General features: G+C 66.5%; 8 protein-coding genes. 7 read left to right on the top strand and 1 reads right to left on the bottom strand.

Annotated features, from left to right (window positions below):
• Positions 1 to 2 precede the first annotated feature (2 nt).
• Positions 3 to 1199, bottom strand: a complete 1197-nt coding sequence (lpxB, locus tag llg_RS03770) for a lipid-A-disaccharide synthase (RefSeq protein WP_338288185.1) — start codon at positions 1197 to 1199, stop codon at positions 3 to 5.
• Between the two features lie 201 nt (positions 1200 to 1400).
• On the opposite strand from lpxB, the gene creB reads away from it, so the two are divergent.
• The 7 genes from creB (at position 1401) to llg_RS03805 (ending at position 12438) form a co-directional block, all read left to right on the top strand.
• Positions 1401 to 2117, top strand: coding sequence for a two-component system response regulator CreB (creB, locus tag llg_RS03775; RefSeq protein WP_338288186.1), 717 nt, complete (start codon positions 1401 to 1403; stop codon positions 2115 to 2117).
• A gap of 57 nt (positions 2118 to 2174) precedes the next feature.
• Positions 2175 to 3611, top strand: a complete 1437-nt coding sequence (gene creC / locus llg_RS03780; RefSeq protein WP_338288187.1) for a two-component system sensor histidine kinase CreC — start codon at positions 2175 to 2177, stop codon at positions 3609 to 3611.
• Between the two features lie 187 nt (positions 3612 to 3798).
• Positions 3799 to 6939: a DUF1553 domain-containing protein gene (locus llg_RS03785; RefSeq protein WP_338288188.1), complete on the top strand. Its 3141-nt coding sequence runs from the start codon at positions 3799 to 3801 to the stop codon at positions 6937 to 6939.
• Positions 6940 to 6942: 3 nt separating this feature from the next.
• Entirely contained in the window at positions 6943 to 8361 is a 1419-nt protein-coding gene (locus llg_RS03790; protein ID WP_338288189.1) for a DUF1501 domain-containing protein, read from the top strand.
• Between the two features lie 233 nt (positions 8362 to 8594).
• Positions 8595 to 10604 (top strand): VIT domain-containing protein, encoded by a 2010-nt coding sequence (locus tag llg_RS03795; protein ID WP_338288191.1) that lies wholly within the window; start codon positions 8595 to 8597, stop codon positions 10602 to 10604.
• Positions 10601 to 11974 carry an exosortase/archaeosortase family protein gene (locus llg_RS03800; RefSeq protein WP_338288193.1) on the top strand — a complete coding sequence of 458 codons (1374 nt, stop codon included), beginning with the start codon at positions 10601 to 10603 and terminating at the stop codon, positions 11972 to 11974. Before llg_RS03795 ends, llg_RS03800 begins: the two co-directional genes overlap by 4 nt.
• Complete coding sequence (locus tag llg_RS03805) at positions 11971 to 12438, top strand: hypothetical protein (RefSeq protein ID WP_338288194.1); 468 nt, start codon at positions 11971 to 11973, stop codon at positions 12436 to 12438. The genes llg_RS03800 and llg_RS03805 overlap by 4 nt, the downstream gene beginning before the upstream one ends.
• Positions 12439 to 12452 lie beyond the last annotated feature (14 nt).

Here is a 12452-nt window from a genome sequence, read left to right on the forward strand (position 1 = left end):
CCTCAGGCTGATTTCAACTGGCAGGCCAATCCCACCGGCACGGCCTGATGTTCTGCCGTCAGATGCACCAAAGCCCATGCCGCGCGCTCGATCGCGCCCTGGCCGCCCAACACCGCCGGGATGCGGGCCAGATTCCGCCGCATTTCAGCCGCGCGCACCGAATCCCCCAAGATGGACGATGCCTCCTGGACAATGGAATCCACGGTGAAGTTTTCCTGCAAAAGCTCGGGGACGACCGCCTCATCCAGCAGGATATTGGGCATCGCCACAAACCGGGTCTTCACCAGCAGCTTGGCCGCCCAGAACGTGAGACGGCGCACCTTGTAGAACACCACCATGGGCACACCGGCGAGGGCGGTCTCCAAGGTCGCGGTGCCGGATGCCACCAGCGCGAGCCGGCATTTCGGCACCACCCGCTCGGACCAACCGGGACGCAACTCGATGGCGTGGGTCATGTCCGCGGATTCGATCATGCGCAGCAGCGGTGCCCGCAAGTGCTTCGCCGCCACCGGCAACAGGAACTTCATGCCCGGATCCATCTGCCGCAGCCGCTTGGCCGCGGCAATCAAGGTGGGCGCGTGGGATTCGATCTCCTGCACCCGGCTGCCGGGCATCAACGCCACCGGACGCCGGTCCTCGTCCCCGGGAATCAGGCCCGGATCCTTGGACTTCTCCACCAGATCCAGCAACGGATGGCCGTACCACTCCGCACGGGCCCCGCAGCGCCGGAAAATCTCCAGCTCCTTCGGAAACGCCGGAATCACCAGTGACGACTGGCGGGCGATCCGCCGCGCGCGCCAACGGCCCCAGAACCAGACCTGCGGCACGAAATAATGGACGAAGGGAATACGCTCCCGCCGCAACACCGCGACCAGGCGCTCGTTGAATGCCTCGCCGTCGACCAGTACCACCAGATCCGGCCGCTCCGCCTTCAGCAGTTCGGCCAAGCGGGCGCGGGCACGCTTCATTTCCGGCAGGAAACGCAGCGACTCCTGGAGCCCCACGTACCCCCAGCCCGCGGTATCGCAGCGGATCTCGACCCCGGCGGACCGCATGTGGTCCCCCCCGTAGCCCACCAGCTCCACCCCCGGGTGGATGCGCTGGAGCGTCCGCGCCAGTTGCGCGGCCTGATAGTCCCCACTCACCTCGCCGGCGGACAGGAACATCTTCAGGGGGCGGTCTCCCGGAGGCTGCTGCATCACCGGATTCCTCGCTCGGTTCGGGTTTCGAACTCCCCATGCCCGGAGAGCGGGAGGGAGAGCAGGGAAATTACGCAGCGGTTCACTCCGGGCAGACTACTGGACTGGCCTGCTCGGGATCAAGTCCGCTCGTTCGCAGTTAGGACATCGATTTCGCCTGTTCTTCATTGGCATTTCACGGAACGGCGCTGGAATGGCCCCATGCCCCGCGTCCTGCTCGTCGAAGATGAACCCGCGATCGCCGACACGCTCGTGTATGCCCTTGAAACCGAACGATTCGAGGTCACCCACGCGCTCACCGGCAGCGAGGCCCTGGCCGCCTATGCCGAGCTCAACCATGACTTCGTGATCCTCGACATCGGCCTCCCCGACATGACCGGTTTGGACGTTTGTCGCAAATTGCGCGATTCCAGCATGGTGCCGGTGCTGTTCCTGACCGCCCGGGACGGCGAAATCGACCGCATCCTCGGCCTTGAGCTCGGCGGAGATGACTACGTGACCAAACCCTTCTCCCCCCGCGAGATCGTCGCCCGCGTCCGCGCGATCCTCCGCAGAGCGGCCGCAACCGGCGCCAATGGAGCCGAGGCCACCCCGCCCGTCACCAGCCCATCCACTGAAGTTCCCGCCACCGCCCTCCACCACGACACCACCGCCATGCGCATCCACTGCCATGGCAAGCTCCTCGATCTCACCGCCCACGAGTACAAACTGCTGCTTGTCCTGCTCGGCCAGCCCGGCCGGGTGTTTACCCGCGACCAGCTTCTCGACCGCGCGTGGGAAGACCCCGGCGCTGTGACCGACCGCACCGTGGACGCCCACGTCAAATCGATCCGCGCCAAACTCCGCACCGCCAAGGAAGGCGCCGAAGACTACATCCAAACCCGCCGCGGCCTCGGCTACCTGCTATCCCTCTCCTGACACTCTTCTTCTCTCTTTTTAGTCATTAGGATTTAGTCATTTGGCATTTCTTCCACCGTGCGTTTCACCCGCGTCACCCTCTTCTTCATCGCGTTCATCATGGTGCTGGGCTTCTACCAGCTCGCGAACTACTTCCTGTCCGGGGTCGAGCCGCAGACCTTCCAGGCCACGGAGGAAACCATGGTGGACGCCGCCCACCTCCTGGCGGAGCTGGTGGAGAACGAGATGGAGCACGGCAAGCTCGACACCGAGCGGCTACGGGAGGTCTTCGATGGCGCGCACGACCGGGTCTTCCGCGCGCAGATCTTCAACCACGTGAAGGAACACGTGGGCCTCAACGCCTATCTCACCGACGCGAAGGGCATCGTCATCTTCGATTCGGAAGGCGGCAAACGCGAGGGCCAGGACTTTTCGAAACGGCGCGATGTGTCGCTCACCCTCCGCGGCCTCTACGGCGCGCGCAGCAGCCGGAACAACGAGTCCGACTCGACGTCCTCCATCCTCTACGTCGCGGCCCCGGTCGGCGATCCGGCGAAACCCGCCGGGGTGCTGACCGTTTTCAAACCCCAGGCCGACGCCCTGCCAATGATCAAGGAGCGCAAGCTGGTCATCTACCGCGCCTTCAGCCTCATCGGCGGTGGCACCCTGTTCCTGATCACCGTCGTCTTCCTGTGGCTCTACCGCCCGATCGGAAAAATCACCGAATACGCCCGCGCGATCGAACGCGGCGAACGCCCGACCCTTCCCAAGATCGGCATCGGCCGCGAGGTCAACACCCTCGCCCATGCCCTGGAGTCGATGCGCGAGGCACTCGAAGGCCGCGCCTACGCGGAGCACTACATCCAGACCCTCACCCATGAGATGAAAAGCCCGCTCGCCGCCATCCGCGGTGCCGCGGAGCTGCTCAACGAGGACATGCCGGCGGACACCCGCCACCGGTTCATCGAGAACATCCGTGCCGAGTCCGCCCGCACCGAGCGTCTCATCAACCGCCTGCTGGAACTCTCCGCCATCGAGAGCAAGGCCCGCCTCGAATCCGCCGAGGAGATCGATTTCCAGACCGTGATCACCCAGGCGATCGACCAGGCCCGCCCGCTGGCGGAACTGGCCGGCATCCGCCTCGACTGGACCGCGGCGGAGCAAGCCATCCCCTTGCGCGGCGACGCCTTCATCCTGCGCGCTGCCGTTACCAATCTCTTGGAAAACGCCATCGACTTCTCGCCGAAGGGCACCCCGGTGGAAATCACCACCACCGTCTCCCACGATCGCATCACCTTGGCCGTCCGCGACCACGGTCCGGGCATCCCGGACTACGCCCGCGAGCGCATCTTCGACCGCTTCTATTCGCTCCGCCACCACACCATGGGCCGCAAGGGCACCGGCCTGGGACTGACACTCGTGCGCGAGGCCGCCGAGCTCCACGGCGGGCTAATCTCACTCGAGCCCGCGGAGGGCGGCGGCACCGTCGCCACCTTCAGCCTGCCGATCGGTTGATTGCCCATGTGGCAAACCATCATGGGTTTCAGCTCCGCTTTGTATCAGTGGGTGGCGTGATTCCAGCGCATGGCAGGGAGAAGCCCCATAATTGCGTCAGCCTGATAATCCGCCCGGCATCCCGCCGTTGAATGCAGCGCCGTTTTGCATCCACGCCAAGTTGATTGCGAGGACGGCGTATTCCCTGATGCCAACGCCCGTCCAGTCCTTCGCCGCCGTCCTCAGCGCCATCGCCTGCGGCACCCTCGCGCATGCCGCGGAACCGGTGCCCGCCTACAACAAGGACATCCGCCCGATCCTTTCCGACAAATGCTTCCAGTGCCACGGACCGGATTCGGCGAACCGAAAGGGCGACCTCCGGCTCGATCGTCGCGAGGACGCGCTGGCCGCGAAGGCCATCGTCCCAGGCAAGCCCAAGGAAAGCCACCTGATCCAGCGCATCCATGAGCACGATCCGAAGGAGGTGATGCCGCCGCCGGAATCGCCCCGCCAGCTCGATGACCGCGAGCGGGACCTGCTCGCCCGCTGGATCGCGGGTGGAGCCGTTTACGAGAAGCACTGGTCGTTTTCACCGCTGCCCGCCTCGGTGGCTCTCCCTGCCCCGAAGGACACGACATGGCTACAGCAGGATCTCGACCGCTTCATCGCCGCCCGGCTCGACCAAGAGAAGTTGCAACCCTCCGCACCCGCTTCGCCCGAACGCTGGCTGCGCCGCATCACCTTCGATCTCACCGGCCTGCCAGCCACCCGCGCCGATCTCGATGCCTTCCTCGCCGACTCATCCGCGGAGTCCAAGGAACGCGTCGTCGACCGGTTGCTTGCCTCCCCGCGTTACGGCGAGAAAATGGCCGTCGATTGGCTCGATGTTGCCCGCTACGCGGACTCCTTCGGCTACCAGTCCGACCTCGACACCCACGCCTGGCCCTACCGCGACTGGGTGATCGATGCGCTCAACCGCAACCTTCCCTGGGACCAGTTCATCACCTGGCAACTCGCCGGCGACCTGCTGCCGAATCCCACCCGCGAACAGATCATCGCCACCACCTTCAACCGCATCCACCGCAAGACCCAGGAAGGCGGCAGCGTGGAGGCGGAGTTCCGGCAGGAAGGCATCTCCGACCGCGTCCACACCTTCGGCACCGCCTTCCTCGGCCTCACGCTGGAGTGCACCCGCTGCCACGACCACAAGTACGATCCGCTCACCCAGCAGGACTACTATTCCCCTGGTACTTTCTTCAACTCGATCGACGAGTGGGGCCTCCTCCATGGCAACGGTTCCATCCAGCCGAACCCCACCCTGCTGCTCACCACCGCGGACCAGGACAAGGCCATCGCCACCCAAACCGTGGCGATCCAGGAAGCGGAAACCGCGATGGAAAAGCAGCACGAGGAAAGGGAAGCCGCTTTCCAAGCCTGGCTCGCCTCGCCGTCGAGCCCATCCCCCGATCTCGCGATCTCCTGCGATCTGGACGCCATCGACCGGAACAACCTCGCGAACGCCGCCGATCCCAAGCACCCCGCCACCACCAATTCCAAGAACAAGCTCGTCCCCGGCCACCGCGGACAGGCTCTGCTTTTCACCGGCGATGACCCGCTCAAGCTCGGCAACCCCGGCATCGCCAACCGCGAGGATTCCGTCTCGGTGGCCTTCTGGTTGAAACCGGGACCGGCCGCGAAACGCCAGGTCGTCTTCCACAACAGCGCCGGCTACGATCCCGGTTACAACGGCTTCGAACTCCTGCTGGAGGATGGCAAGCTGCGCTGGCAGGTATCCCGCGAATGGCCGGGCAACTGCATCTCGGTGCGCGCCCAGCAGCTAGTTCCCGCCGATCAATGGACGCACGTGACGGTGACCTACGATGGATCCTCCCGCGCCAACGGCCTGAAGGTTTTCCTCAACGGGCAGCCCGCGCCGCTCGACACCGTCCGCGATCACCTCACGAAAAACAGCGGCAGCGGCGAAGGCTTCGCGTTCGGGGAGCGGGTCCGCGACTCCGGCCTGCGCGAAGGTGCGGTGGATGACATCCGCCTCTACAAGCGCGCCATCACCCGCCTGGAGGTCGAGGCCCTGGCCGCCGACCAGACGCTGGCAGACCGCATTGCCGCGCGATCGAAGAACGACGCCGAGAAGGCTACACTGCGGGAGTTCTATTTCTCCGCCGTCGATCCGGATCTACGGAAGGCAACCGACGATCTCCAAGGGCTCCGCGTGGCACTGCGGAAAACCCTCGATGGCGTGAAGGAACTCCCCGTCATGGAGGAGATGGCGGAAGCCCGCCCCGCCTACATCCTGTCCCGCGGTGCCTACGATGCCCCGCAGGGCGATCCGCTTCCGCGTGCCACGCCCGCCGTGCTGCCAGCCATGCCCGCGGATCTCCCGCGCAACCGCCTCGGGCTCGCACGCTGGCTCACGCAGCCGGACCACCCGCTCACCGCCCGCGTGCAGGTGAACCGCGTGTGGCAGCATTTCTTCGGACGCGGCCTCGTCGCCACCGCCGAGAACTTCGGAACGCAGGGCGAACTGCCGTCCCACCCGGAGCTGCTCGATTGGCTGGCCCGCGATTTCATCGCCCACGGTTGGGATCTGAAACGCCTCTGCAAACAGATCGCCCTCAGCGCCACCTATGGCCAGGACTCGAAGGTCACGCGGGAACTGCGCGAGCGGGATCCCGCGAACATCCTCCTCGCCAGGGGCCCGGTGAAACGCCTGCCCGCGGAAGACCTGCGCGACCAGGCGCTGGCGCTCTCCGGCCTCCTCCAGCCCGCCATCGGCGGACCGTCCGTGAAACCCTACTTGCCGGACGCCGCCACCTGGCGCGCGCTCAACAGCTTCCTCCCGGAATACAAACGCGACGCAGCGCCCGCCATCTACCGCCGCAGCCTCTACACCTTCTGGCGCCGCACCGCGCCACCGCCCGGCATGCTCGCCTTCGATTCACCGGGCCGCGAGGTCTGCGCCGTCAAACGCCAGCAGACCAACACCCCGTTGCAGCCGCTGGTGATGCTCAATGACCCGCAGTTCGTGGAAGCCTCCCGCGCGCTCGCGCTCCGCATGATGAAGGAAGGCGGCACCGATCCCTCCGAGCGCGCCGCGTGGGTCTTCCGAGAAACGCTCGATCGCCAGCCCGACGCCCGCGAGGGCCACCTGCTGCGTGAGCTCTACGATTCCCAGCTCGCCACCTTCCAGGCCGATCCCGCGCAAGCCGAGGCCTACCTGAAGGTCGGCGACCTGCGTGCGCCCGCCGGATTCCCCGCCCCGGAGCTCGCCGCCTGCACCGCGCTCGCGAACGCCGTCCTCAACCTCGACGAAGCCATCACCCTGCGCTGAACCATGGACGATCCGCTTTTCATCACCCGCCGCCATTTCTTCTCCCGCATGTCCGCGGGGCTCGGCGGCCTCGCGCTCGGATCGCTGATGGGAAACCGCGCGTTCGGCGAAACCGCATCACCGCTGCTGCCCGGCTACACCCCGAAGGCGAAGCGCGTGATCTATTTGTTCATGAGCGGCGGCCCGGCCCAGCACGACCTGTGGGACGACAAGCCACTGCTCCGCCAGCGCAACGGCGAACCGCTCCCGGACTCGGTGCGCGGTGGCCAACGCCTCACCGGCATGAGCGGGAACCAGGCGATCCTGCCGCTCGCCGGATCGCAGTTCAAATTCAGCCCGCGTGGGAAAAACGGCACGATGGTCAGCGACCTGCTGCCGCACACCGGCGCGATGGTCGATGACCTCTGTCTGGTGAAGTCGATGTTCACCGAGGCAATCAACCACGATCCGGCGATGACCTTCTTCCAGACCGGCTCGCAGATTGCAGGCCGCCCGAGCATGGGCTCGTGGATCCACTACGGCCTCGGCAGCATGAACGAGAACCTGCCCTCCTTCGTGGTACTGGTGACGAAGAAGCAAGCCGACCAGCCGCTCTACGCCCGCCTGTGGGGCAGCGGTTTCCTCGACTCACGTTACCAGGGCGTGCGTTTCTCGTCCGGCGCGGATCCCGTGTTCTATCTCTCGAATCCGGATGGCGTCTGCGGCAGTGGCCGCCGCGCCCTCCTCGACAAGCTCGGCGACCTCAACCGCGCCTCGTTCGAAAAGGAACTCGATCCCGAGATCGAATCCCGCATCGCCCAATACGAGATGGCGTACCGCATGCAGACCAGCGTGCCGGAAGCCACCGCGATCAAGGATGAGCCGAAGGGCGTGCTCGATCTCTACGGACCGGACGTGGAGAAGCCCGGCACCTTCGCCGCGAACTGCCTGCAGGCCCGCCGCCTCGCCGAACGCGGCGTGCGCTTCATCCAGCTCTATCACCCCGGCTGGGACAGCCACAACGATCTGCCGAAGCACCTCCCCGGCCTGTGCAAGGAAGTCGACCAGCCCTGCGCGGGCCTGCTGAAGGACCTGAAACAACGCGGCATGTTGGAAGACACGCTCGTCGTCTGGGGCGGCGAGTTCGGCCGCACCAGCTACTCACAGGGCGTGCTCACCGCCGACAACTACGGCCGCGACCACCACCCGCGCTGCTTCTCGCTGTGGATGGCCGGCGGCGGCATCAAGCCCGGCATCGTCCACGGCGCGACCGACGACTTCGGCTACAACATCACCGAGAACCCGGTCCACGTGCACGACCTCCACGCCACGATCCTCAACCAGCTCGGCCTCGACCACACCAAGCTCACCTTCTTCCACCAGGGCCGCCACTTCCGCCTCACCGACGTGGCCGGCAAGGTGGTGAGGGAGATCCTCGCCTGAGCACACCCCGTTTGAAGCCCCTCCTCCACGGCCCTCTTCGTCGCGGAGCGACCGAACGATCGTAGCCGTGGCTTTCAAGCCACGGACCCCGGCCCGTTTGGAAACCGGAGTCGCGGAGCGACGATGGAAGAGCCTGGAGTCCTTCACGCCGCTTTCACCTCCCTTTCACCAACTCCCGGCCAAGGTTTCACACGCTCCCGCTTTCATCTCGTCGTCCACTCCCGACGACCGCCATGAAACTCGTGCTCCGCCTGATCTACTTCGCCGCCGTCTTCGGCTTCCTCGCCGCCACCACCCACGGCGAAACCACCGCCGCCCCCTATTTCCAAACCGTCACCACCGGCGGCGAGAAATCCGGCGACCACCTGCCGCTGAAATCCAGCACCGCGGAGGTGAAGATCGATGGCACCATCGCCCGCGTCTCACTGGAGCAGGTCTATGCCAACACCGGCGACAAGCCGATGGAGGCCCTCTACGTCTTCCCCGCCTCCACCCGCGCCGCCGTCCACGGCATGGTCCTCACCACCGGCGGCCGCTCCATCACCGCCCGCATCAAGGAGAAGGCCGCGGCGAAGGCCGAATACGAACAGGCGAAGACGGAGAAGAAAACCGCCGCCCTGCTCGAGGAGCACCGCCCGAACGTCTTCCAGATGTCGGTGGCGAACATCCTGCCCGGCGATGACATCCACGTCACCGTCCAGTGGTCGGAGAACATCCCCGCCACCGATGGCACCTACGAGTTCGTCTTCCCCACCGTGGTCGGCCCACGTTACGGCCACGGCAGCGCCGAGCCCACGGAAACCTGGTCGGCGAACCCGCACCTCGAAGCGGGCAGCCCCTCGACCGCCACCTTCAGCCTCGGCGTCCAGCTCGCCACCGCGCTGCCACTCGCGGAGGTGAAATGCACCAGCCATTCGGTGAACGTCGACTTCCAATCGAAGTCGACCGCCGCCGTGAAGCTCGTCACCCGCTCCGGCGAGGAGGCCGCGAACCGCGATTTCATCCTCCGCTGGAAGCTCGGCCAGGACCGCGTCGACACCGGCTTGCTCCTGCACAAGGGCGAACACGAAAACCACTTCCTGCTCCAGGTGGAACCACCGAAGCGCGTGACGCCCGACCTCATCCCGCCGCGCGACTACGTCTTCGTCCTCGACATCTCCGGCTCGATGCAAGGCTTTCCGCTCCAGACCGCGAAGGACCTGCTGTCCCAACTGACCTCGGTGCTGCGGCCCGATGACACCTTCAACATCGTGACCTTCTCCGGCGGCAGCGAGGTGCTGTCCGAGAGCCCGGTGGCGAACACGCCCGCGATGGTGGAGCAGGCACGCATCTTCATCACCAAGCAGCAGTCCAGCGGCGGCACCGAACTCGGCCAGGCCCTGGAACGCGCGCTGAAGCTCCCCGGCGGCGAGGGCCGTTCACGCTCGATCGTGGTGATGACCGATGGCTTCGTGGGCTTCGACAAGGAAGTCTTCGCCACCATCCGCAGCCACCTCGGCCAGGCCAACCTGTTCTCCTTCGGCATCGGTTCCTCGGTGAACCGCTCGCTCATCGAAGGCATGGCCCGCGCCGGACAAGGCGAACCTTTCGTCGTGACCCAACCTTCCGAGGTGAAGGAAACCGTGACCCGCTTCCGCGATCTCATCGCCAACCCGGTGCTCGCGAAGATCCGCGTCGAGGCCGATGGCGTGGAGCTCTCCGGCATCGAACCCTCGCCCTACCCCGACCTCTTCGCGAACCGCCCGCTGGTCATCACCGGCAAGTGGAATGGCGAACCGAAGGGCCGCATCATCGTCCGCGGCATCGCGGGCAATGGCGCGCCCTTCGAAAAAGCCATCGACCTCGCCGAAGCCGCCACCAAGGGCACCGACCATCCCGCGCTGCCGGTGCTGTGGGCCCGGGAGCGCGTCCGCCATATCGAGGACGCGCTGATCACCCACGATGGTCGCAGCGTGCCCGCCGCCCCGCTCGAAACGGTCCGCGAGATCACCACCCTGGGCCTGACCCACCAGTTGCTCACGCCTTACACCTCCTTCGTCGCCGTGGATGAAACGCCGCGCTCCTTCGAGGGCCTGGCCCAGACCGTGAAGCAACCGCTGCCGCTTCCCGCCGGGGTTTCGAGCAGCGCCATCGGCGGCACCAGCCAGCCGATCGTCGCCAACGGCTCCGTGCCCGAACCCGGATCGATCGGCCTGATCTCGCTGCTCGTCGCCCTGCTCGCCCTCCAGCGCCGCCGCCCATGAACGCTTCCGTCTCGCTGCCGCCCGCGATGATCACCGGCAGCCCATCCAGCCGACCGCTCGGCGGGGCCGCCCGCGCCTGGTTCGCCGCCTGGTTGATTACCGCCGCCCTGCTGCCGGTGATCGTCTGGTTCATCCGCCGCCTGGACGACGGCAGCGATGAACCGCTCGGACTCATTGCGCTCGCACTGGCCTTCGTTCTCGCGTGGCGGGACCGCCGCTCGCTCCGCGCCACCCCGGCCTCCCGCACCGCCGGGGCGCTGCTGGTGCTGGCAGGCGCGCTCGCCACGCCGTGGCTGCCGCCGCTGCTCCGCGCCGCCACCGCGGTCACCGGCATCGCCTTTTTCTACGGCATCCATCGTAATATCGGCATCGCCGCCCTGCTGGCGCTCTCGCTGCCGGTGATCGCCTCGCTCCAGTTCTGGGCCGGATATCCGATGCGGGTCGCCTCCGCCTCCGGGGTGGTGGAAATCCTCCACCTCTGCGGCGTCACCGCGGAGCGCGCCGGCACCGGCATCATGATCGACGCCCGCACGATCAATGTCGATCCCGCGTGCAGCGGCATCCGCATGCTGTGGCACATCGTGTTCGCGGGCGCGGCCCTCGCCGCACTTCACCGCCTGCCTACGCGCCGCGCGCTGGCCCTCGTCATCGGGGCCGCCGTGCTCGCCATTCCCGCGAACACCCTGCGCGCGCTCCTCCTCGTCATCGAATCCACCGGCAGGCTGCCGCACCTCGGGGCGTTCCACCAAGGCACCGGCCTCGCCTGCACCGCCGCCGTGCTCGGCCTGCTGTGGTGGTTCGCCGCCCGCGGCCGAAGCGCGGCTCCTTCAACCGCACCCTCCGCCCCGATCCACTCCCGCCATCTGGCGGTGCTGGTCCTCGCCGCCATCGCGGGCCCGTGGCTGGCCGTCTCGTCCCACCGCGACATCGTCCCCGCGCCCTTGTCCGAAGCCCCCGCCACCTTCTCCTTCGAAGGCCTCACGCTGCCGCTTCAACCGCTCCCGGCCACGCCCACCGAACAAGCCTTCGCCAGCGGCTTCCCGGGAACCCTCGGCAGTTTCACGTGGAGCGACCGCCAGGTCATCCTCCGCCGCGTCACCACCGCCACCCGCCAGCTCCATCCATCCCGCGATTGCCTCCGCGCCGCCGGTTACTTCACCACCGACTCCATCGTCGAAACCCACGCCGACGGCGGAAAGTGGTCGCGCTTCAGCGCCATCCGCAGCGGCCGCGAACTGATCGTCCGCGAGCGCATTCTCAGCGAAACCGACGGCCAAACCTGGACCGATGTCTCGCCCTGGTTCTGGTCCGCCCTCTTCCATCCGCTCAATGGCCCCTGGCGCGCCGAAACCGTGATCGAGGAGCGATGAAAGAGCCCCGTCCGTTTCTCGCGTTCCTCGGAACCATCATCGGCCTCGCAACCGGCGCGGGTTCACTCTGTCTCCTCGCCGCGTGGGACTTCCGCAGCAGCGTCCGCCAATACTGGAGGTCAGGCGACATCGAGCATCTTCTGGCCCGGGCGATGCAATATGGCATCGCCTTCAGCGGTTTCATGACGATTCCGTATCTGGTTTGCTCACTCCTCTTTTTCTCTCGTCTCCGCACGTCCCGAACCCGGTGGTGGATCACGATATTCCTCGGCATCGCACCCACCGTCCTCGTCCTCTCCCCCAAGCTGATCTCCGCTTGGTATTTCATCACGTGGCACATTGCCGCCGCCTGTCTGCTGGGAGGCATCGCCCAGGTCGCGGCGTTGCACATGCTGCTCTCCTGGCACGGATCGAGAACGTCACCTTCACCCCTTCTTCACCCAAACTCCACCCACCGCGAATAAAGCCTTCATCCGCC

It is taken from the genome of Luteolibacter sp. LG18 (assembly GCF_036322585.1).
Classification (GTDB): Bacteria; Verrucomicrobiota; Verrucomicrobiia; order Verrucomicrobiales; family Akkermansiaceae; genus Luteolibacter.

What these genes read in the sequence shown, in the direction of transcription:
- llg_RS03805 (WP_338288194.1), top strand. Translation starts at nt 11,971, where the DNA reads ATGAAAGAGCCCCGTCCGTTTCTCGCGTTCCTCGGAACCATCATCGGC.
- llg_RS03800 (WP_338288193.1), top strand. Translation starts at nt 10,601, where the DNA reads ATGAACGCTTCCGTCTCGCTGCCGCCCGCGATGATCACCGGCAGCCCA.
- llg_RS03795 (WP_338288191.1), top strand. Translation starts at nt 8,595, where the DNA reads ATGAAACTCGTGCTCCGCCTGATCTACTTCGCCGCCGTCTTCGGCTTC.
- llg_RS03790 (WP_338288189.1), top strand. Translation starts at nt 6,943, where the DNA reads ATGGACGATCCGCTTTTCATCACCCGCCGCCATTTCTTCTCCCGCATG.
- creB (WP_338288186.1), top strand. Translation starts at nt 1,401, where the DNA reads ATGCCCCGCGTCCTGCTCGTCGAAGATGAACCCGCGATCGCCGACACG.
- lpxB (WP_338288185.1), bottom strand. Translation starts at nt 1,199, where the DNA reads ATGCAGCAGCCTCCGGGAGACCGCCCCCTGAAGATGTTCCTGTCCGCC.
- llg_RS03785 (WP_338288188.1), top strand. Translation starts at nt 3,799, where the DNA reads ATGCCAACGCCCGTCCAGTCCTTCGCCGCCGTCCTCAGCGCCATCGCC.